Origin of the sequence: Cobetia sp. UIB-001, from assembly GCF_044789135.1 — a bacterium.
GTDB lineage: Bacteria > Pseudomonadota > Gammaproteobacteria > Pseudomonadales > Halomonadaceae > Cobetia > Cobetia amphilecti.
The window spans coordinates 2,764,784-2,785,333 of record NZ_CP058244.1 but is presented as its reverse complement, the minus strand read 5'-3'; the positions used below and the strand labels follow the sequence as shown (position 1 = coordinate 2,785,333).

Here is a 20,550-nt window from a genome sequence, read left to right as displayed (position 1 = left end):
CGTCGCTCGGTCAGGGTGTTTCGAAGGCGCTTCCGTGCTCGCGGCATGCATTAACCGGCACTCGCAGGCGATCAGGGCTGTTGCTGCCGCAAGCTGTCAGGAAGCTGCAGGGCAGGGGATCGTCGAGCGCGGCGGTATTATACGCAAGATGCTGCTGGCCGACAGCCTGTAGCGTGGCAAGCGAGGCGTAGTGTTGCCAGCATGAGACGACCATTGTTTCGCGTTTTGCTTGGTTCTTGAAGTAATAAAGAAGAATTCCTTTATTACTTTTATTGATTATGGCGTGATCAGAGACTTCCACGTCATCCGGGGTGGCACAAGGAGCGGGATATGCGCAGGACAGGAACACGCGGCCGTCGGCCGTTATGGGTCATCATCTTGGTGGTGGCGATGGCGGGCATCTCGCAGCTGACGGGCAATGGCAACTTCTCGCTCTCCCAGCTGTGGAATGACTTCCAGTCGCCGCAGGCCGAGGCGACCCAGGGGGAAGGCGCTTCCTCGGCGGACGAGAGTCGACTCAGGCGCGCCATCAGTGCCCAGCAGAGTGATGTGCAGGTGCGGGGCGTGGGCGAGGTGACGCGTCTGCTCAGGGATGATCTCAAGGGCAGCCGTCATCAGAAGTTCCTGATCCGGGTCGCGGGCGGCACCACCATTCTGGTGGCGCACAACATCGACCTCGCGCCACGCATCGACAGTCTTCAGGTCGGTGATCGCATCGGCTTCTACGGCGAATATGAGTGGACCGACAAGGGCGGCGTGATCCACTGGACGCATCATGATCCCGGTGGCCGCCATGTGGATGGCTGGCTGGAGCATGCCGGTCGCCGCTACGAGTAGCCGTCCCGCCGACCGGATGTGACGCATGAACGACAACGCCCCGCCAGAGAGTCTCTGGCGGGGCGTTGTCCTGAAGAGCCCTCAGCGTGGTATCGCAAAGAGCCCTCGGCGCATCATCAGTGGATCAAGTGACGCGCTGACCCGGCTTGGCGCCGGTATGCGGCTCCAGCAGGTAGATGCCTTCGTCGTCACCGGCGGCCAGCACCATGCCCTCGGACACGCCGAAGCGCATCTTGCGCGGCGCCAGGTTGGCGACCATCACCGTCAGGCGACCTTCCAGCGCTTCCGGCGCGTAGGCGGACTTGATGCCGGAGAACACGGTGCGTGTCTCGCCACCGATATCCAGCGTCAGCTTGAGCAGCTTGGCCGCCTTCTCGACGTGCTCCGCCTTGACGATCTTCGCCACGCGCAGATCGGTCTTCATGAAGGTATCGAAGTCGATCTCGTCGGCGATCGGGTCGGCGTCGAGCGGGCTCGGCGCGGCCGCGGCTTCGGCCTTGGCGGTGCCGTCCTTGATCTTCTGCTCCTCGACCAGCACTTCGCGCGAGGCTTCGAGCATCTTGTCGATGCGCTCCGGCTCGACGCGCGTCAGCAGCGGCTTGAACTTGTTGATCGCATGATCGGTCAGCACGCTTTCACGGCTGGCCCAGTCGAGGCTCTCGAGGTTCAGGAAGTCACGTGCCTTGTCGGTCAGCTCCGGAATTACCGGCGCCAGGTAGACCATCAACTGGCGGAACAGGTTGATGCCCACGGAGCAGACGTCGAGCACTTCCTGCTCGCGGTCGTCTTCCTTGGCCATCGCCCACGGCGCCTTGTCGGCGATGTAGGTGTTGGCTTCATCGGCCAGTTCCATCACCTTGCGCATGGCGCGCGCGAATTCACGGGCTTCGAAGTCTGCCGCGATGCCTTCGCCAGCGGCGATGAAGCGCTCGACCAGCTCCGGCTCGGCGCAGGTCGCGGACAGCTTGCCGTCGCCGAACTTCTTGACGAAACCGGCGCAGCGGCTGGCGATGTTGACCACCTTGCCGACCAGGTCGGAATTCACGCGGGCGGTGAAGTCGTCGAGGTTGAGGTCGAGGTCATCGACGCCGGAGGTCAGCTTGGCGGCGAAGTAGTAGCGCAGGTATTCCGGGTTGAGGAACTGCGCGTAGGTGTCGGCCTTGATGAAGGTGCCGCGCGACTTGGACATCTTGGCGCCATTGACGGTCACGAAACCGTGGCAGTTGACGCCGGTCGGGGTGCGCATGCCGGCACCTTCCAGCATCGCCGGCCAGAACAGGGCGTGGAAGTAGACGATGTCCTTGCCGATGAAGTGATAGACCTCGGCGTCGGAATCGGCCTTCCAGTAGCTGTCGAAGTCGATGCCCTGCTTCTCGCACAGGTTCTGGAAGCTGGCGAGGTAGCCGATCGGCGCGTCCAGCCACACGTAGAAGTACTTGCCCGGCGCGTCGGGAATCTCGAAGCCGAAGTAGGGCGCATCGCGGGAGATGTCCCACTCGGCCAGACCCGCCTCGAACCATTCCTGCAGCTTGTTGGAAATCTGGCTCTGCACGCGGCCGCTCTTGGTCCACTCCTGCAGGAACTCGGCGAAGTTCGGCAGCTTGAAGAAGTAGTGGGTGGACGTGCGCATTTCCGGCGTGGCGCCGGAAATGGCCGAGACCGGATCGATCAGCTCGGCCGGCGTGTAGGCCGCGCCGCAGGCTTCACAGTTGTCGCCGTACTGGTCTTCGGTCTTGCACTTCGGGCAGGTGCCCTTGATGAAGCGGTCGGCGAGGAACAGGCCCTTTACCGGATCGAACATCTGCTCGATATCGCGTGTGGCGATATGACCGGCATCGCGCAGCGCCAGATAGATGCGCTCGCTGTGGGCGCGGTTCTCCGGCGAGTGGGTGGAGTGATAGTTGTCAAAGCCGACGCCGAACTTGGCGAAGTCGGCCTGGTGCTCGTCACTCACACGCTGGATCAGCTGCTCGGCGGTGACACCTTCCTGCTCGGCACGCAGCATGATGGCGGTGCCGTGGGCGTCATCGGCGCACACGTAATGGCATTCGTGGCCACGGCTTTTCTGGAAGCGTACCCAGATGTCGGTCTGGATGTACTCAAGCAGGTGACCCAGGTGGATCGACCCATTGGCATAGGGCAGGGCACTGGTAACCAGAATCTTGCGCGCTGACATGAGGCCTCGTCTTGACGGTAAAGGGCGCCTGCTGCGCAGTGCGCAGCCACTCGCCGGGATGACTCGTGATAAGGGGCGAACGCATCGCCCCGTCGGGATGGGCGCTACTATATCGCGAAGGTGCGGGCGGCGCGAAGGGCGCGTCGCGTCACCGGCAACGCTGGCGTGCGCAACTGCGAGGTTGCAACCCGTGCCGCTGCCCTCATGAAGGATTCAAGGACATTACATTTTCCGTTCCTGGAGGTCAGCATGCCAGCACAGCTATCCGTCGCCGGTCAGATCAATCGTCTCATCCGCCAGGTGATGATGCCCGGCAGCAACGCCCGTCCCAACGAGGAGCCCGGCCCGGAACTCGCCATGGCCGTGCTGATGTTCGAGGTGGTACGCGCCGATGATCATCTCGATGTGCGCGAACGTGAAGCCCTGGCGCGCCAGCTTGCCGAGCGCTTCTCGCTGGGGGATGAGGAACTTGCCATCCTGCTGACCCAGGCCGAGCAGGATGCCGAGCAGGCCACGGACCACTACCGCTTCGTCAAGCAGCTCAACGAGCACATGAGCCTTGAGGAGCGCAGCGAGCTGATCGGCATGCTCTGGGAACTGGCCTACGCCGATGGCGAGCTGGACCCGCAGGAAGAGCATCGCATCCGCCGTCTTGCCGGCCTGCTGCACGTCAGCCACAGCGAGTTCATCCACACCAAGCTGGCGGCACAGCCAGACACCTGATCCGTCAGGAATTTTGGGAAGGGCGTCCCTGTCCACCCCTTAGGCATACGCCCCTATTACGACACACCCAAGCAGACGCCCCCGTTGCCAATGGCAGCGGGGGCGTCATGTTTGCGGCTTTGGGTCGCAGTGTCGCTGGCTCTCAACAGCGGTCATCCAGCAGCGGCTCGCACTCAGTTGCGATAGAACAGGTGCTGGCCGATGCGCGCGGTGCGCACGAAGCGCTTGGCCCAGTAGGGTGTGGCGTAGCGGGCGTGGAAGTAGAGGGCGCCGTCGGTGACGTCTTCCAGCTGATGGTTGAGCGCCTGACGGGCCACGTCGCGTGCTTCGGCGTAGGCGGCGGGTTCGCGAATGCGGTCGGAGCGACCGTCACACCACCAGGAGAACTGACAGCTGCCGCTTTCGCCACCCTGCTTGACCACGCCGCACAGGCTATCGGGGAAGCGCGGGTCGGCGGCGCGGTTGATCACCACATTGACGATGCCCTGCATGCCGCTTCTGCCTTCGCCCTTGGCTTCCCAGTAGGCGGCACGCGCCAGGCAGGTCAGCGGGTCATCCACCGGACGCTGGCCGTTGGGGTCGATCGCCTTGGCGCCGGCCTTGCTGAGCAGCAGGTTCTCGGGCACATCGCTCTCGCCTTGCACCAGCAGGCTTTCCAGCCGTTCGGCCTTGACGGCTGCCTTGGCCGCGGTGGTCGGTGCGGCAGGCGCGTCCGAGGCGTGCGGCGCGGAGCACCCTGCGGCCAGCGTCAGGCCGAAGATCAGTACCAGATGACGAAGCGTGCGTGCACTGCTGATGGCGTAGCGCCGAGTGTGAGTCAGTGGGTGGCGCGATGTGGGAGATAAACGCATGCAAGATACCTGTGAACGTGGCCTGGGAAGCGCAGCAAGGCGGGATGGCGCGCAGGGTCAATCCGGGTCGGTCGCCACACCTTCGGTTGGCGAGTCACTGACGGAGACTGAAGCGTTGGCCACCGGCTTCCTCGGTAGCGACAGTCGACGCGCAAGCGCATCAGTTTGCCTGACCCTGACCTTGTATGGTCCAGGCTGAGCTTCAACGCAACTCTGACGCTTTGCCGCGCAAAGGGTTCCGCAACTGTCACCACGCGGTTGCGTAGCGATGACGATGGCGCGGGTAGCGCATCGTGCCTGCCAGCGCATGATCAGGCGGGTCAGAGGCAGCCGGATCGCTTGCGCCAGAGGGGCGGATGACCAGGCGTAGTGGATCAGATGCGCTGGCTTCGAGCGTCGAAGGATCTGGTAAGGCGCGTCAAATGATCTACTGAAGCGCGCCGCGCCGATTTCTGGCCACGCAGCCTAGCATCTTCAGCGCGTCTCGTCCGTGCCATCCTCGGCGCATGCCGTTATCATGGCGGGCTAGCCTTGATGACCCTGTCAGGCTGTCCCACTTCTTTTTATCTGCGCTTCTGCGTGCTGCTGCTCTGCCTGTTGCCTGCGTCGCTGCCTCGAGAGTCCCCATGACCGAACCCGTCCGTCTTTCCAAGTTTCTGGCCCATCAGCAGGGCATCTCGCGCCGTGAGGCCGAGCATCTCATCGCCAAGGGGGTGGTACGTGTCGCGGGCGAGATCGTGGAAGCGCCTTTCTTCAAGGTCACCGATGAAGAAGTCACCGTCGATGAAGGCGCCAGCATGGCACCCATCGAGCCGCTGACTCTGGTCTGGTATCAGCCGCCGGGCACGCCGCTGCCGGACCCGCTGACCCTGCGTGACGGCGCACCGCGCAGTGCGCTCGACAACAGCGGTGCCGACTGGCTCAAGGTGCATTTCCTGTCCCAGCAGCCGCTGGCCGAGCTCGGCGAAGACGAATCCGGTCTCGCGGTGTGGTCACAGAACCGTGGCGTGATCCGCAAGCTGGGTGATGATCTCGACCAGCTGGAGCAGGAATACGTCGTCGAAGTGGAAGGGACACTGGATGACGAAGGCCTCAAGCGTATCGGCTTCGCGCTGTGCGCCGACATCCGCGGCCGCAAGCCCAAGGTCAGCATCAGCTGGCAGAGCGACACCCGCCTGCGCATCGCCATGAAGCGGGTGCCGGTGGGGGGGGTCCGCGGCGCGGTCGAGGAGCAGGGCCTCAAGGTCATCGAGGTGCGTCGTCTGCGTCTGGGCGCGATTCTGCTCGGTCGCATGGCGCCGGGCGAGTGGCGCTTCCTGCCGGTCGACGTGCGCTTCTGAGACGTGCGCTTCTGAGACGTGCGCTTCTGAGACGTGCGCTTCTGATTTGCTCCCAAGGCCATGGCTGCCTGAGGCATGGCTACCATGGACATGCTTCATCGGCTTGGCCCGTGTAGCGGTGGCAGGCATACTGTGCCCATCGTGTTCCACGGCTTTTTTCGCTGACAGTTCAGACGCCTGCGCGCCACATTCATCGCGCCGCGCAGGCCGTCACAGGAGTTTCAAGGTATGGAAGGTATCAAGCACATTGTCGCGGTCGCTTCCGGCAAGGGTGGCGTCGGCAAGTCCACCGTCACCGCCAATCTGGCGCTGGCATTGGCGGCGGAAGGTCTCAAGGTCGGCCTGCTGGACGCCGACATCTATGGTCCGAGTCAGGCGCAGATGTTCGGCGTGCCGACCGGTCAGCGTCCGGAGATGGCCGGTGAGCAGGTCTTCAGCCCCATCGAGGCGCATGGCATCAAGACCATGTCGATGGCCTACCTGGTCGACGTGAAGGACCCGATGGTCTGGCGTGGCCCGATGGTCGCCGGTGCCTTCCAGCAGCTGCTCAACCAGACTGCCTGGGGCGAGCTTGACGTGCTGCTGATCGACATGCCGCCGGGCACTGGTGACATCCAGCTGACCCTGTCACAGAAGGTGCCGGTCTCCGGCGCCGTCATCGTCACCACGCCGCAGGACATCGCACTGCTGGATGCCCAGAAGGGCATCGAGATGTTCCGCAAGGTCAAGGTGCCGGTGCTGGGCGTGGTCGAGAACATGAGCACTCACACCTGCAGCCAGTGTGGCCACAGTGAAGCGGTCTTCGGCGCGGGCGGTGGTGAGCGTATCGCCGATGAGTACCAGACTCGTCTGCTGGGCCAGCTGCCGCTGACCCTGAGCATTCGCGAGAATGCCGATGGCGGTCGCCCGAGCGTGATCGCGGAGCCGGACGGCGAAGTGGCCGCGAGCTTCCGCGCCATCGCGCGTCAGGTCTCCGAGTCACTGGAAAGTGCCGGTGCGGACGAAGGCCCGAGCATCAGCTTCAGCTGAGCCCGACGCGCCAGGCGCAAGCCGCGCGTGCCGAGGTTTCCAGCGACACAGCGGGCCGGTATCATGCTGGCCCGCGTTTCATGGCGCTCACGCGTCTCTCCCCATCAGTCAGTCAGGTACGCTCGATGAGCATCAAATCCGACAAGTGGATCCGTCGCATGGCCGAAAGCCACGACATGATCGAACCCTTTGAGCCCGATCAGGTGCGCTTTCACGATGAGCGCCGTGTGATTTCCTACGGCACCTCCAGCTACGGCTACGATGTGCGCTGCTCGGATGAGTTCAAGGTCTTCACCAACATCCATTCGGCGACGGTGGACCCCAAGCACTTCGACGAGAAGAGCTTCGTGGACGTGAAGGGCGACTCCTGCGTGATTCCGCCCAACTCCTTCGCGCTGGCCCGTACCATCGAGTACTTCCGCATTCCGCGTAACGTGCTGACCATCTGCCTGGGCAAGTCCACCTACGCGCGTTGCGGCATCATCGTCAACGTGACGCCGCTGGAGCCGGAGTGGGAAGGCCACGTCACCCTCGAGTTCTCCAACACCACCAACCTGCCGGCGCGTATCTACGCCAACGAAGGCGTGGCGCAGATGCTGTTCCTCGAGTCCGATGAAGTCTGCGAGACCAGCTACAAGGATCGCGGTGGCAAGTATCAGGGCCAGCGTGGCGTGACACTGCCGCGTACCTGATACCCCTTGCTGCGCGCCTGGGTATTGCGTTCACGCAAGTGACCTGCGTGCTGCAAGCCAAGAGTGTGGCAAGCCAGGAGCGCCTCCTTCGGGAGGCGCTTTTTTTGTGCCTGCTTGTGCCTGCTCGTGGCGACGTGTGACGACGGTGGCAAGAAAGAGACAACGGTGGCAAGAGAGACGCCGGTGGCAGGTAGCGAGAGCGTGACACGCTCGCAAGGCGCTGAGTCTTAGCCGGAAGTTGAACGAAACACGTGATTCAATCACTCGTTTTATTGCCTATGCTTGTCTGCAGGCCACCCCCAGAGTGGCTGCAGGACGGATACCTCCCACAAGCAAGGGGCACGCCATGCCATCGCGTTCACATCGCGCTGTATTCCCGCCGGCCAGCGCCAGCGGCCTGGTCCGACGTTTTACCCTCAGCGGTCTCGCCCTCGCCATCAGCACCACCTTGCTGGCGACTCCTGCGCAGGCCTATTCCAATCTCTATCTCTTCGGCGACAGCCTGAGCGATTCCGGCCAGTTCCCCGATACCACCCTGGGCGGCCTCAACAGCCTGCGTTTCACCAACCGCAGTGGCCCGGATTATGAGAACTCGGCCTATGGCAGCGTCTCGACCCAGTTGCTGGCCACGGAACTGGGGCTGGCGGCAGAACCTTCCACCTCGGTGATCTATCAGCTGGCCGGCTTCAGTGACGGCACCAACTACGCGGTGGGCGGCTATACCACGGCGCAGATTCTGGCCTCGGTGACCGACGAGGACGGCTCCGAGGTGGTCATCCCGCCGGGCAGCACCGGCGCGGGCACGGTGCTCAGGGTCGAGGATGGCTATCTGGTCAGCACCGGCGGCAGTGCCGACCCGGACGCCCTCTATTACGTCAACGGCGGTGGCAACGACTTCCTGCAGGGCGTGATCACCTCGCCGGCCACGGCGGTCGCCTCCGCCGGCAATCTGGCCTCCGCGGTGGAGGCGCTGGCCGCGGCGGGCGCCACCACCATCATGGTTTCCAACCTGCCGGATGTCGGCAGCACCCCGGCCGGCCAGTCGGCGGGCGCGGCGCAGGCGGCGGGGACCTCCGCGCTGGTAGACGTCTTCAATGATGCGCTGGGCGCGCGACTGGCGGCGCTGGATGGCGAGGTCAACATCATCCGCCTGGATACCGTCGGCATTCTCGAGGAGGTGCTGGCATCACCGGCCGAGTTCGGCTTCGCCAGCGACGTGCCGCTGACCCAGGTGTGTTTCTCGGACAGCTGCAACGTCACGCCCTACGGGCTGGGCGGCGCCGCGGAAGACCCCGACAAGCTGCTGTTCAATGATGGCGTGCACCCGACCACCGCCGGCCAGGAGATTCTGGCCGACTACGCCTATGCGATGCTCGCCGCGCCCTCGGTGCTGGGGCTGGCGCCGCAGCTGGGCACGGGCGCGCTCAATGCCAGCCAGCGCAGCCTCGGCGATGAATTGCGTCCCGGTGCGCAGGACAGACGCGCCGGGGAGGGCGTGCGCGTGTTCGCCATCGGCTCGGCCAGTGGTGGCACCGGTGATGGCGAGACCTCCAGCGGGCAGCAGGGCCTTGACAGCGAGCAGCGCGGCGCGGGTGTCGGCGTGATGCTGCCGCTGGACAACGCCCTCGGCCAGGCCTGGGGCGGTGTTGCGGTCAGTCAGCGCAATGCGGACTTCGATGTCGATGATGGCAGTGAGCTTGAACTGGAAGGCCAGGTGTTCAGCCTGTTCGCGCGTCAGCAGCTGGGCAGGTTTGGCGTCCAGGCGGTGGCCAGCTACGGCGACTTCGATTACGACCTCGACCGCCATGTCGCACTGGGTCAGTCATCGCGCACCCTGTCCGGTGAGACCGATGGCGATGGCTTCAGCGCCGAGGCGCGTCTCGATTATCGCCTCACCGCCGCCGATTCGCTGTGGTACAACGCGCCCTTCGTGGCCTACCGCCACACCGAGTCCGACATCGATGGCTACACTGAATCCGGCTCCGCCGCCAACGCCTTGAGTGTCTCGGATCAGACGCTGCGCGATCGCCGTGTCGAGGCCGGCTTCATGGTCGACCGTGCCATCGCGGAGGGTTTCGGCCTCTACGGTGAGCTGGCCTACGGCAAGCGTCTGGATGATGACGCCGACAGCGCCGAGGTGCGTCTGGCGAGCCTGCCGACCAATGCCTACCGCGCCGAGGATTTGGATCGCGGCAGCGACAATTACCTGCGTGTCGATGGCGGCTGGCGCATGCAGCTCGGCCGCAATGCCATGCTGCATCTGGGCGCCGGCATCGAGACCTGGGATGAGGTGACGGCGCGCGGGGAGGTGGGGGTGAGTTACACCTTCTGAAAGCGAAAGCCATCGAGAGAGAAGTGAAGCTTTAAAAACAAGAAGACCCCGCGACATCGGCATGTCGCGGGGTCTTCTGTTTTCAGCTCGCTGTCAGCGCGCCATCAGCTTGCTATCAGATCAGTCGGCCTTGCCAGCAAGGCAGCGTCACTGATCAGTCTTCTTCGTCTTCCGGCAGCTCATCGCTGAGCTCTTCTTCCACATCGGCGTGGGAGAGGCGCAGACCGCCCACCGGCAGATTGTGGCCGTCGAGCTTGGCCACTTCACCGTCGAGCTTCAGGCGGCCTTCGAGGAACCAGCGCACCGCGATCGGGTAGATCAGGTGCTCACGCGTGTGCACGCGCTCCTTGAGGCTGGCTTCGTCATCGCCTTCCAGCACGTTGGCGACGGCCTGGATCGCGACCGGGCCACCGTCGAGCTCCTCGGTGACGAAGTGCACGCTGGCGCCGTGTTCCTTCTCGCCGGCTTCCAATACCTTGCGATGGGTATCAAGCCCCGGCCAGGCCGGCAGCAGCGACGGGTGAATGTTCATCAGGCGCCCGAAGAAGTACTGCACGAACAGTGGCGACAGAATGCGCATGAAGCCGGCCAGCACGATGAGGTCCGGTTCATGACGCTCGATCACCTTGATCAGCGCGGCGTCATAATGCTCGCGGGACTCATACTCCTCATGCGGCAGCGCCACGGCATCGACGCCGGCGTCACGCGCACGCACCAGGCCGTAGGCATCGGCCTTGTTGGAGATGACCGCGACCACGTCGCCACCCAGCTCGTCGTGTTCCTGCGCTTCCAGCAGCGCCTGCAGATTGCTGCCGCTGCCGGAAATCAGTACCACGACGCGCGGGCGAACCGGCGCATCGTCTGCCTCGAAACCGTTGCCGAAGCCGCCGAGAGTGTCACCGTTGGAGGCGTTGGTATTCGGTTCGATCATGCGGACAGATTCTCCAGCTGGACCTGCTCTTCCATGCCGTTGCGGGCGCGGATGCTGCCGAGGGTGAAGACGGTCTCGCCCTGGGCTTCCAGGTGAGCGCGCGCGGCGGTGGCGTCGGACTCAGCGACGACCACGACCATGCCGACACCGCAGTTCAGTACGCGGTGCATCTCGTGTTCTTCGACGTTGCCCTGCTGCTGCAGCCAGTCGAAGACCGCCGGACGCTTCCAGCTGGCGACGTCGATCTCGGCGGTGCAGTCTTCCGGCAGCACGCGCGGGATGTTCTCGAGCAGGCCGCCACCGGTGATGTGGGACATGGCGTGCACGGACAGGCCGCTTTCCTTGAGCAGCGACAGCAGCGGCTTGACGTAGATGCGCGTCGGCGCCATCAGGGCGTCAGCCAGCGGCTGGCCGTCGATTTCCTGCTCCAGCAGGGAGGCATCGGCGACTTCGAGGATCTTGCGGATCAGCGAGTAGCCGTTGGAGTGCGGGCCGGAGGAGGCCAGACCCAGAATCACGTCGCCTGCGCCGACCTTCTTGCCGTCGAGGATCTCTGACTTCTCGACCACACCGACGCAGAAGCCGGCCAGGTCGTAGTCGCTGCCTTCGTACATGCCCGGCATTTCAGCGGTTTCGCCGCCGACCAGCGCGCAGCCGGACTGCAGGCAGCCTTCGCCGATACCGGTGACGACGTCAGCGGCGATGTCGATGTCGAGCTTGCCGGTGGCGTAGTAATCGAGGAACTGCAGCGGCTCGGCGCCAGCGACCACCAGATCATTGACGCACATGGCGACCAGATCGATGCCGATGGTGTCGTGACGGTTGAGGTCCATGGCCAGGCGCAGCTTGGTGCCCACGCCATCGGTGCCGGTGACCAGCACGGGCTGGCGATAGCCTGCCGGCAGTTCGCACAGGGCGCCGAAGCCACCCAGACCACCCATCACTTCCGGGCGGTGAGTGCGCTTGGCGACACCCTTGATGCGTTCGACGAGGGCGTTGCCTGCATCGATATCGACACCTGCATCCTTGTAGCTCAAGGAAGTCTTGCTGGGCGAGGAGTCCTGGGGGCGTTGCGTCATGTGAGGTTCCTGTCGGTGCGGCCTGGGCGGTGAGACACGATCGATCGCGGGAAAAGAAAGGCGGCCATTGTAGCATTGCGCTTCGCGGCTGACACTGTGCCGATTCACAAAACCGCATCAAAATGTGAAAAGGCCGCCACGCCAGTCATGGCAGGCCTTGTCGCACCTTGGGTGGCGCCGGGGGAGGCAATGTCAGACGCGTGAGCGGCGCGTGTCTTGTGGGTGACTCGGCGACAGGCAACAATGGGTGATGCGTGCGCCGTCGGCAGTCAGCCGTCACGAGTGCCCCACGGCTTGTCTCAAGGAGTGAAGATGCAGCGTAAATGGTGGTTGCTGGCCGCAGGCGTGGCCTTCCTCGGCCTGTTGGTGATGCTCGAACCGATTCTGATGCCGTTCTTCATCGGCATGATTCTCGCCTATCTGGGTGACCCGCTGGCCGACTGGCTGGAAGACAAGGGCCTGTCGCGCCATCTGGCGGTCACGCTGGTGTTCAGCGTGCTCTCGGTGGTGCTGTTGATCGCACTGCTGGTGCTGGTGCCGCTGCTCGGGCGTCAGCTGGCGCAGTTGATCAGCTTCATGCCGGTGGTCTTCAACTGGATACGCGAGACGGTGCTGCCGGAAATCCAGTCATTCACCGGGCTGGATTTCAGCGCCGACTTCGATCAGGTCCGCTCGCTGCTGCTGGGCAACTGGAAAGAGACCGGCACCTTCGCCGCCGCGCTTCTGGGCACCGTCTCCAAGTCCGGGCTGGCGATGGCCATCTGGCTGGGCAATCTGGCGCTGATCCCCGTCGTCACCTTCTATCTGCTGCTCGACTGGGACCGCATGAAGGAGAAGCTGCAGGGCCTGCTGCCGCGCCATATGGAGCCTACCGCCACGCGTCTGGCGCATGACTGTGATGAGGTGCTGGGCGCCTTCCTGCGCGGGCAGCTGCTGGTGATGCTGAGTCTGGGCATCGTCTATGCCATTGGCCTGGCGATCATCGGGCTCAAGTTCGCGCTGTTGATCGGCCTGGTGGCGGGGCTTGCCAGTATCGTGCCGTATCTGGGCGTCATCGTCGGTATCCTGATCGCGGCGACGGTGGCCTTCTTCCAGTTCGGCGAGTGGTGGGCGCTGCTGGCGGTCGGTGGAGTCTTCGCGCTCGGCCAGCTGCTGGAAGGCGTGGTGCTGCAGCCGCTGCTGCTGGGCGACAAGATCGGCCTGCATCCGGTCGCGGTCATCTTCGCGGTGATGGCGGGCGGCCAGCTGTTCGGCTTTACCGGCATTCTATTGGCCCTGCCGGTGGCGGCCGTGATCATGGTGCTCTTGCGTTATCTGCATGATCGCTATAAAAACAGTACTTTATATGACCAACAGCGTGATTCTCGCCCCGCGGTGGCAGCAGATCAGCCAGCGCCGCCGGCGGCAGAGGATACCCAGTGATCGAGAGACGAGATCACGGCAACAACAATCAGCATGACGGATGGCAATGACTCAGGGACAGATGGCACTCGGCGTCGGGGTACGTGACGCCGCGACCTTCGACAACTACCACTTCACCTCGACCTCGCTGGCGGAGGCCCTCAAGGGGCAGCTTGCCGACGGCGGGGAGCCCTTCGTCTATCTGTGGGGCGGCGAGCAGAGTGGGCGTAGCCACCTGTTGCAGGCGGCCTGTCATCTGGCGGGCGAGCAGGGCAAGCGTGCCTTCTATCTGCCGCTCAATGAGCTGGGTCACTTCCCGCCGCACATGCTCGAAGGGCTGGATGAGATGGACCTGGTCGCCATCGATGACCTCGATGTGGTGATCGGTCGTCAGCGCTGGGAAGAGGCGCTGTTCCACCTCTACAACCGCCTGCGCGACGGCGGGCGGCATCTGCTGGTCAGCGCCAGCTGCGCACCACGCCTGCTGCCCGTCATCCTGCCGGATCTCGCCTCGCGGCTCTCCTGGGGCGTCACCTTCCACCTCTCGGGGCTGGATGACGCCCAGCGCCTCGAAGCGCTCAAATTGCGTGCACGTGACCACGGCCTTGCACTGCCCGACGAAGTCGCCCGCTACATCCTGCATCGCGGGCCGCGCAGCCTGCCGGGCCTGTTCGCGGCGATGAGCGAGCTCGACAACGCCTCGCTCTCCGCCCAGCGCAAGCTGACCATTCCCTTCGTCAAGCAGACGCTCGGCTGGTAGGGCAACGGCTGCGCGGGCCCGGTGGCCCAATCTTGCCTTCATCACGACCGCGGCACCGATATTGCAGTCTCTTTCCATCATCTCTGTCTGAGGACACGCGGCATGAACAGGTTAGACAAGCATCGGGAGCGCATGCACAAGCAAGCCAACTCGATCGGCAACTTCCTGGTCGAAGGCTTTCACTATCTCGGCCTGTTCGCCATCGGCGGCGCGATTGCCATCGCCTCGGTATCGGCCTTCTTCGAGATGTTCGCCAAGGGCTCGGCCAGCGTCGATGACATCCTGCTGCTGTTCATCTATCTCGAGCTCGGCGCGATGGTCGGTATCTACTTCAAGACCAACCACCTGCCGATCCGCTTTCTGCTCTACATCGCCATCACCGCGCTGACGCGCTACCTCATCGGCGATGTCTCCCACCACAAGGCTCCCGATATCGGCCTGCTCTACCTCTGCGGCGGCATCTTCTTCCTCGCCCTCTCGGTACTCGCCGTGCGCTTCGCCTCCTACAAATACCCCTCCAGCAAAGCCATCGACCCGATGGGCGGCACGGTAGGGGACGAGGACTCGACGCGATAAGCCCGTGTTTCAGTAGCACCGGAAGACCAAAAAGGCCGCGATCACTCGCGGCCTTTTTTCTTTATTTTAAAGTAGTAGTGGTGGTTTTTATTCATATGCTGTCAAGCAATAATGTTGATGCAATTTTCGTTGATCGCTGTCAGAAGTTAAAAATTAAATGTTAGTGTTTGCTTGTGATATAGCTTTTATCTAAGCTTTCTAGTAATTTATGCTTGTTTTCTAAGTTTGCGCATAAATTAGCTTGATTGGTTTGGATTATGATATTATCAGTCACATGGTCTTCGCTATTTATCCGTTGTGCAGTTAATGGGATGTTCAAGCTATACTTTGATTCGTGCTCTCGATATTTTTCTAATGTATTGTGGATTGTGTTATAACATTCGCTCTGATGTTTTTTTCTTAATTCTCTTTGTTTCTCTAATATTTTCCATAAATTTTTCATATAACTCCTTAGACCAATCATTAAATTTATTTTTTCAGCAAAAGGTTCTAGTATGGATTTGTTATATGAGCTGCTTTTTTGGAGTGATTTCTTTTCCGAGTAGATTTCACAGCTAAACTCTAAACTTTGATATCCGTCTACCCAGGAGCTTGGCAGAGAAACAATATGCACAGGCTGCTCCCCATGTGCGACGTAGTTCCTCATCCTGTACATTAAGGGATAATATTGGCAAGTATCGTAGATATTGGAAATGAATTTTTGTAGTTCTTTCTCAAGCTCAGGGCTGGTAGATTTTATGGTTTGAGGGCCTATTTTATCCAGGTAAAACCTAGCTGATAAAAGAAAAGAGTTTATTCTAGCATTCATGATTACTCTGCATTCGTAAAATATCTCATTGCTTATATTAGGATAAAAAGAATGGTTGGAGGCTATGTTAAGCATCTCTTTTTCTGCCTCAATGTATAGTCTGAAAGTTATATCAAAGTTTGTCTCTAGTTGTAATGTGTGTTTGAAATATTCAATGCTGCTTTTAATGTTTGTGTAGTCATCTTTGGTGATAGTGAGCGGTCGGTACTTCCCTAAGACTTTAGCCTGCAAGTTATACTTGGTCATTATATCTCTTGTGATTGATTAGTCGTTGTAGACAGTTTAACTATATGTAATATTTAGTAGTTGGCCAACACAGTTATTATTCTCCATTCAGCGTCAGACACAGCCTACGGCTGCCGCCGTGATCGCGGTGTTCGCCGAGCCAGATGCCTTGCCAGGTGCCTAGGGTGAGGCGGTTGACGCCGCGGCGGGCTTCGACGGGAAGTGTGAGTTGGGTACCGATCAGGCTGGCAAGTACGTGGGCAGGCATGTCGTCATCGCCTTCCAGTGTGTGGCGAAAGTAGGGCAGGTTGCCGGGCACCAGACGGCGCAGGAAGGCGTCCATGTCGTGGCGCACGTCGGAGTCCGCGTTCTCATTGAGCGTCAGCGAGGCGGAAGTGTGCAGCAGCTGTACATGCAGCAGGCCGACACTGATCGGCGGCATTTCGGCCAACGCCTGCTCCACCTCGTCACTGATGAGGTGAAAACCGCGCTTGCGGGCGGAGAGGGTGAGAGTGTCGCGTTGCCACATGAGAAGCCCTGCCTGTCGTTGATTCAGTACATGCTAAACATGACAAGTCAGAACGAAAAAGGCCAGCCCCTGAGGGCTGGCCTTTTTGCAGCGTGCCGCGCTGGATTGCTTCACCGCGAGGGTGAGAGTCAGCGTAGCAATACTGCCATCAACCGGCAGTGGTGGCGGCTTCGCTGACGGTGCGGCGGGCGGCCTTGGCGGTGACGCGCTCCGGCTCTGACTTGCCGATCTCGCGGGCGAGCCAGTCGGCAAGCATGCGTACGCGGGTCGGGATCGGGCCACGCGGCAGCAGCATGCCGATCTCGACCGGCGGGATCTCGCTGCATTCCAGACGCTTGAAGGACTGGCCGTTGCGCTCGCTGAGGGTGTTGACCCAGTCAGTCGGCAGCACGGCGCGAATCAGGCCATCGGCCACGTAGTCGGTAAGGACTTCGAGGTCATCTGACTGGATGTGATTCGGGCGCGGGTCTTCCGGGTGACGCGAGAGGGAAGTGCCGGACACCAGCGGTTCCAGCTCGCCCCACGGCAGTTCTTCCGGGTTCTCGACGTGAGAGGCCGCGTAGGCCGCCTGATGCCAGTGGGTCAGCGGGCGGAAGACGTGGGTGCTGCCGGCCAGATGCGGGAAGCCGATCACCAGGTGCGGCTGATTCTCGAGAATCTCGCGACCGTTGTGCCACAGCTTCAGCTTGATATCGACGCCTTCGTGCTCCGACAGGAAGCTGGTCAGGGCGTGACCCAGGAAGTGACGACCCAGCGACGGCGTGGCGTGGATACGGATGGTACCGGTGAGGTCTGACTGGCGGTCTTCGATGGCGCGGTGCGCTTCATCATCGAGATTGGCCATCGAGCGTGCGTAACGGTAAAGGGTCTCGCCGGCTTCTGACAGGCGAATGCCACGATGACCACGCTCGACCAGGCGAGTGCCGAAACGGCCCTCAAGGGCGTCGAGGCGACGGCTGACGGTGGACTTGGGCAGGCGCAGACGTTCTGCTGCGCGGGACAGGCTGCCGAGGTCTGCGACCATCAGGAAGGTGTTGTAGGCGTCGATATCGCTCATCGAATAGGTCCGGTTGTTCAGAGGGTCGGGGTGCGCCGTCAGGGAAACACCCACCTTGTACGGGCCAAACGGGCCCGTTGCAGCGCCAGTCGCTGCACAACGGATTGCCTGTCGATGACCGTGCCCCTCAGGCCGCAGGGGGATGCCCCCGGGCAAAGACGCGCTCATCGATCAACAACCGTCACTGCCAGCCGAGCACCTCAGCGCGCGGCGACAGGTCTTGCATCTGCTGCAGATATCCTCAGGGCCGAAGCCATGACAGGGCACTGCCTTGGCGTGACAGCAAGCGCCCTTAATCTGAGCACGCTAACTATATCACTCTGCTCGTAGTGTTGCATCTAAAGTCGCATGCATTGCGCAAATCCGATCTCCGCCGGACGAAACTCTGCCGTGAAGCGAGAAATTTGCGTGGGCCAGGCACTTGTCGAGGCATGTCGGCTAAGACGTCAGTGGCTGGCGATGGTTCCGTATCTGATGACAGACAGGTGATAAAAAAGTGAATTTGGTGGCTGCACGGGTGAAAAAGTGTGCAAATCGGGCCGTTTTTGGCAGTTGAGGCACAATCTGGCGCTGTGAGTGATGAGAAATGACGCGGCCTGTTTGCAGAAGTTGCAGAGCGGCGTTGCAGGAAGTGTTGATGACGCAAATGTGCAAACGCGTGCATTATCTCGTTCGCAAAGAGAATCATTATTATTATTAATCTTGGGAACCCACCGCTCATGACCGATCGCCTCTCTCCGTGCGTGGCAGCCAGCGCTTCCCGCGCCACTGCTTTCACTCCGCGTCCGCTGGTGGCAGCCATTGCGCTGCTGTGTGCCAGTACTGCCAATGCAGAGACGCTGCAGATGGACACGCTGCAGATCGAGGACGATCGCCTCAACGCGACCGCGGTCATCGATAGCGAAGAGATCGCGCTGCATCAGGCGCATGACCTCAAGGATGTCTTCCGTGATACGCCGTCCGTCACCGTCGGCGGCACCACCGCCTCGTCGGAGATGATCTACGTGCGCGGTCTGGAAGACACCAACCTCAACATCAGCGTCGATGGTGCCAGCCAGAACGGCTATCTGTTCCACCACAGCTCCAGCTTCAACATCGAGCCGGAACTGCTCAAGCGCGCCGAAGTCCAGGCCGGACCGGGCGCCGCCGACAATGGCCCCAACGCCCTGGGCGGCAGCATCAAGTTCGTCACCAAGGATGCCCAGGACCTGCTCGAGCCGGGTGAGACCTTCGGCGGCATGGTCAAGGGCAGCACCGAGTCCGCGGCAGATGCCGTCAAGGGCACGCTGTCCGTCTACGGTGAAGTCGCGCCGAACGCGGGCCTGCTGTTCTCGACCAGCGCACGCAACAGCGATGACTACCGCACCGGCGGCGGTGATGAAGAGGAAGGCACCGGCGGCCATCAGCGCAGCTACTTCGGCAAGTTCAGCCTGCTCGACCAGGGCGCACACAGCCTGCGCATCAGTGCCGAGCACAACGAGGACAGCGGCATCTACTGCACGCGTCCCAACATGGAATGTCAGCCGTTCAACAACGTGAAGGTCGACACCGAGCTGAGCCGCGACACCTATACCGCCAACTATGACTATGAGCCGGGCTCGCGTCTGGTGGACGTGCACACCAACGTCTTCCACACCAAGACCGAGCTGGACCGCACCACCGTCTCCACCGGCGCTGAGCTGAACGCTGATGTCGAGAGTTACGGCGGTGACCTGAACAACACCTTCCGTTTCGGCCCCGAGGACATGAACAACCGTCTGACGCTGGGTAGCGATTACGTCTACGACGAATCCAGCACCGGCAGCTTCGACGAGAAGGCCCGCAACCTCGCGCTCTACGCCCAGCACCGCATGACGCTCGGCGCGGTGGACCTGTCCTTCGGCGCGCGTGTCGATGACTACAAGACCGAATACGCCAATGGCGAGACGCTGGATGACACTGATGTCAGCCCGAACGCGAGCCTCAACTGGCGTGTCGGCGGCGGTGTCGAGCTGTTCACCGGCTACTCCACGGCAGTGCGCGGCAACAAGGGCCGTGAAGCCATCCTGGCCGACGATGGCGTCGGTGTCGGCGAGACGCTGACCGTCGAGCCGGGCCTCGAGGCCGAGACCTCGCGCAGCACCGAAGTCGGCGCGCGCTGGAAGGGCAATGACCTCCTCACCCAGCGTGACCGCGCTGGCCTGGAAGTCACCTACTTCGATACCCACTTCGACAACTACATCACCGATGAGACCGTCGGCAGCGAAACCACCATCTACAACATGGAAGGCATCGTCACCAGCAAGGGTGTCGAGGCGCGTGCCACCTACGGCATCGGCGGCTGGGACATGACGCTGGGCTACCTGACCATGGACCTGGAAGACAATCAGGGCGAGACCGTGGTCGACGACATGGGCCTGGGCAACCAGACCGGTGATCGCTGGAGCCTGGACAACCGCTACACCTTCGTTGACCCGCAGATGACGATCGGCTGGACCGTGACCGCCTACGAGCGCCTCACCGACCTGCCGGATGATCAGAGCGAGCGCGCCGGTTACGCCACGCACGATGTCTACGCCAGCTGGGTGCCGCGTGACATGCAGGACCTGACGCTGACGGCCGGTATCTACAACCTGTTCGACAAGGAATATACCGATCAGAACACCTACTTCCTGGAACCCAACAGCGCACGCGGCATCACGACGGGCGCCATCACCAGTCCGGGGCGTGACGTGCGTCTGTCAGTGGCGTACCGCTTCTGATCAGAAGGCTCTGAACCCGCAAGTTCGCACCTGACAGGGATTCATCGCCAGCGATCGTGATCCAGGCTCGCAACGCAGGATGCTTCACTGGCAAGACCCTCGCAGCGCCATCGTGTTCTTCACGGTGGCGCTGTTTTGTTTGCGGGGCGCTCAGAAGGGGGCTCCCAGCTCCTGCTGCCAGCTCCTGCTGCCAGCTCCTGCTGCCTGCGTCTCGCGGCCACGCTGTGCTATCGATTCATCGGACCAGGCCCGCCTGCTGACTGCTGCCTGCTGCCTGCTGCCTGCTGCCTGCTGCCTGCGTCTCGCGGCCACGCGGTGCTATCGATTCATCAGACCAGGCCCGCCTGCTGACTGCTGCCTGCTGCCTGCGTCTCGCGGCCACGCTGTGCTATCGATTCATCGCACCAGGCCCGCCTGCCGCCTGCGTCCCGCAGGCGGGCTGTGCTACCATCGCGACCAAATG

Annotated in this window: 18 protein-coding genes; 10 read left to right on the top strand and 8 right to left on the bottom strand. The window is 62.1% G+C overall.

The window, feature by feature from the left end; genetic code table 11:
- Positions 1-10 precede the first annotated feature (10 nt).
- Positions 11-301 (bottom strand): hypothetical protein, encoded by a 291-nt coding sequence (locus HA399_RS11570; RefSeq protein WP_404325064.1) that lies wholly within the window; start codon positions 299-301, stop codon positions 11-13.
- 29 nt (positions 302-330) lie between these two features.
- Between HA399_RS11570 and HA399_RS11565 the strand changes: the two genes are divergently transcribed.
- On the top strand, positions 331-837 hold the full coding sequence (locus HA399_RS11565) for a DUF3465 domain-containing protein (protein WP_043334103.1): 507 nt from the start codon (positions 331-333) through the stop codon (positions 835-837).
- Between the two features lie 124 nt (positions 838-961).
- Here the strand turns inward: HA399_RS11565 and metG are convergent, their stop codons facing one another.
- The gene (metG, locus tag HA399_RS11560) at positions 962-3,013 is read right to left on the bottom strand and encodes a methionine--tRNA ligase (protein ID WP_404325063.1); all 2,052 of its coding nucleotides are present in this window, start codon (positions 3,011-3,013) and stop codon (positions 962-964) included.
- A 249-nt stretch (positions 3,014-3,262) separates the two neighbouring features.
- Between metG and HA399_RS11555 the strand changes: the two genes are divergently transcribed.
- The gene (locus HA399_RS11555; RefSeq protein ID WP_404325062.1) at positions 3,263-3,736 is read left to right on the top strand and encodes a TerB family tellurite resistance protein; all 474 of its coding nucleotides are present in this window, start codon (positions 3,263-3,265) and stop codon (positions 3,734-3,736) included.
- Positions 3,737-3,909: 173 nt separating this feature from the next.
- Here HA399_RS11555 and HA399_RS11550 read toward each other — a convergent pair whose 3' ends face one another.
- Positions 3,910-4,587, bottom strand: a complete 678-nt coding sequence (locus tag HA399_RS11550; RefSeq protein WP_404325061.1) for a cell wall hydrolase — start codon at positions 4,585-4,587, stop codon at positions 3,910-3,912.
- A gap of 626 nt (positions 4,588-5,213) precedes the next feature.
- Here HA399_RS11550 and HA399_RS11545 point away from each other — a divergent pair.
- From HA399_RS11545 to HA399_RS11530, 4 genes are all read left to right on the top strand, one after another.
- On the top strand, positions 5,214-5,927 hold the full coding sequence (locus HA399_RS11545; protein WP_404325060.1) for an RNA pseudouridine synthase: 714 nt from the start codon (positions 5,214-5,216) through the stop codon (positions 5,925-5,927).
- Between the two features lie 192 nt (positions 5,928-6,119).
- A complete protein-coding gene (gene apbC / locus HA399_RS11540; RefSeq protein ID WP_276315243.1) occupies positions 6,120-6,956 on the top strand; it encodes an iron-sulfur cluster carrier protein ApbC in 837 nt (278 codons plus the stop codon).
- Between the two features lie 125 nt (positions 6,957-7,081).
- The gene (dcd, locus tag HA399_RS11535) at positions 7,082-7,648 is read left to right on the top strand and encodes a dCTP deaminase (RefSeq protein WP_043334107.1); all 567 of its coding nucleotides are present in this window, start codon (positions 7,082-7,084) and stop codon (positions 7,646-7,648) included.
- Positions 7,649-7,994: 346 nt separating this feature from the next.
- Entirely contained in the window at positions 7,995-9,980 is a 1,986-nt protein-coding gene (locus HA399_RS11530; protein ID WP_404325059.1) for an autotransporter outer membrane beta-barrel domain-containing protein, read from the top strand.
- A 154-nt stretch (positions 9,981-10,134) separates the two neighbouring features.
- Here HA399_RS11530 and purN read toward each other — a convergent pair whose 3' ends face one another.
- Positions 10,135-10,911, bottom strand: coding sequence for a phosphoribosylglycinamide formyltransferase (gene purN, locus HA399_RS11525; protein ID WP_404325058.1), 777 nt, complete (start codon positions 10,909-10,911; stop codon positions 10,135-10,137).
- The gene (gene purM, locus HA399_RS11520) at positions 10,908-11,990 is read right to left on the bottom strand and encodes a phosphoribosylformylglycinamidine cyclo-ligase (protein ID WP_054556274.1); all 1,083 of its coding nucleotides are present in this window, start codon (positions 11,988-11,990) and stop codon (positions 10,908-10,910) included. Before purM ends, purN begins: the two co-directional genes overlap by 4 nt.
- 312 nt (positions 11,991-12,302) lie before the next feature.
- Between purM and HA399_RS11515 the strand changes: the two genes are divergently transcribed.
- The 3 genes from HA399_RS11515 (at position 12,303) to HA399_RS11505 (ending at position 14,727) form a co-directional block, all read left to right on the top strand.
- Positions 12,303-13,412 carry an AI-2E family transporter gene (locus HA399_RS11515; RefSeq protein WP_043334110.1) on the top strand — a complete coding sequence of 370 codons (1,110 nt, stop codon included), beginning with the start codon at positions 12,303-12,305 and terminating at the stop codon, positions 13,410-13,412.
- A 40-nt stretch (positions 13,413-13,452) separates the two neighbouring features.
- Positions 13,453-14,151, top strand: a complete 699-nt coding sequence (hda, locus tag HA399_RS11510; protein WP_043334111.1) for a DnaA regulatory inactivator Hda — start codon at positions 13,453-13,455, stop codon at positions 14,149-14,151.
- A 102-nt stretch (positions 14,152-14,253) separates the two neighbouring features.
- Positions 14,254-14,727, top strand: a complete 474-nt coding sequence (locus tag HA399_RS11505; RefSeq protein ID WP_107336345.1) for a phosphate-starvation-inducible protein PsiE — start codon at positions 14,254-14,256, stop codon at positions 14,725-14,727.
- A gap of 160 nt (positions 14,728-14,887) precedes the next feature.
- On the opposite strand, the gene HA399_RS11500 is transcribed toward HA399_RS11505, so the two are convergent.
- The 3 genes from HA399_RS11500 to HA399_RS11490 form a co-directional block, all read right to left on the bottom strand.
- Entirely contained in the window at positions 14,888-15,781 is an 894-nt protein-coding gene (locus tag HA399_RS11500; protein WP_404325057.1) for a hypothetical protein, read from the bottom strand.
- Positions 15,782-15,857: 76 nt separating this feature from the next.
- Positions 15,858-16,289, bottom strand: a complete 432-nt coding sequence (locus HA399_RS11495; RefSeq protein ID WP_404325056.1) for a secondary thiamine-phosphate synthase enzyme YjbQ — start codon at positions 16,287-16,289, stop codon at positions 15,858-15,860.
- A 148-nt stretch (positions 16,290-16,437) separates the two neighbouring features.
- A complete protein-coding gene (locus HA399_RS11490; protein WP_043334115.1) occupies positions 16,438-17,346 on the bottom strand; it encodes a LysR family transcriptional regulator in 909 nt (302 codons plus the stop codon).
- Between the two features lie 719 nt (positions 17,347-18,065).
- Between HA399_RS11490 and HA399_RS11485 the strand changes: the two genes are divergently transcribed.
- Positions 18,066-20,087 (top strand): TonB-dependent receptor domain-containing protein, encoded by a 2,022-nt coding sequence (locus HA399_RS11485; protein ID WP_107336348.1) that lies wholly within the window; start codon positions 18,066-18,068, stop codon positions 20,085-20,087.
- The last annotated feature ends 463 nt before the right edge of the window (positions 20,088-20,550 follow it).

What these genes read in the sequence shown, in the direction of transcription:
- HA399_RS11565 (WP_043334103.1), top strand. Translation starts at nt 331, where the DNA reads ATGCGCAGGACAGGAACACGCGGCCGTCGGCCGTTATGGGTCATCATC.
- HA399_RS11515 (WP_043334110.1), top strand. Translation starts at nt 12,303, where the DNA reads ATGCAGCGTAAATGGTGGTTGCTGGCCGCAGGCGTGGCCTTCCTCGGC.
- metG (WP_404325063.1), bottom strand. Translation starts at nt 3,013, where the DNA reads ATGTCAGCGCGCAAGATTCTGGTTACCAGTGCCCTGCCCTATGCCAAT.
- HA399_RS11530 (WP_404325059.1), top strand. Translation starts at nt 7,995, where the DNA reads ATGCCATCGCGTTCACATCGCGCTGTATTCCCGCCGGCCAGCGCCAGC.
- HA399_RS11555 (WP_404325062.1), top strand. Translation starts at nt 3,263, where the DNA reads ATGCCAGCACAGCTATCCGTCGCCGGTCAGATCAATCGTCTCATCCGC.
- dcd (WP_043334107.1), top strand. Translation starts at nt 7,082, where the DNA reads ATGAGCATCAAATCCGACAAGTGGATCCGTCGCATGGCCGAAAGCCAC.
- HA399_RS11490 (WP_043334115.1), bottom strand. Translation starts at nt 17,346, where the DNA reads ATGAGCGATATCGACGCCTACAACACCTTCCTGATGGTCGCAGACCTC.
- HA399_RS11485 (WP_107336348.1), top strand. Translation starts at nt 18,066, where the DNA reads ATGACCGATCGCCTCTCTCCGTGCGTGGCAGCCAGCGCTTCCCGCGCC.
- purM (WP_054556274.1), bottom strand. Translation starts at nt 11,990, where the DNA reads ATGACGCAACGCCCCCAGGACTCCTCGCCCAGCAAGACTTCCTTGAGC.
- hda (WP_043334111.1), top strand. Translation starts at nt 13,453, where the DNA reads ATGGCAATGACTCAGGGACAGATGGCACTCGGCGTCGGGGTACGTGAC.
- purN (WP_404325058.1), bottom strand. Translation starts at nt 10,911, where the DNA reads ATGATCGAACCGAATACCAACGCCTCCAACGGTGACACTCTCGGCGGC.
- HA399_RS11495 (WP_404325056.1), bottom strand. Translation starts at nt 16,289, where the DNA reads ATGTGGCAACGCGACACTCTCACCCTCTCCGCCCGCAAGCGCGGTTTT.
- HA399_RS11545 (WP_404325060.1), top strand. Translation starts at nt 5,214, where the DNA reads ATGACCGAACCCGTCCGTCTTTCCAAGTTTCTGGCCCATCAGCAGGGC.
- HA399_RS11550 (WP_404325061.1), bottom strand. Translation starts at nt 4,587, where the DNA reads ATGCGTTTATCTCCCACATCGCGCCACCCACTGACTCACACTCGGCGC.
- HA399_RS11500 (WP_404325057.1), bottom strand. Translation starts at nt 15,781, where the DNA reads ATGACCAAGTATAACTTGCAGGCTAAAGTCTTAGGGAAGTACCGACCG.
- HA399_RS11505 (WP_107336345.1), top strand. Translation starts at nt 14,254, where the DNA reads ATGAACAGGTTAGACAAGCATCGGGAGCGCATGCACAAGCAAGCCAAC.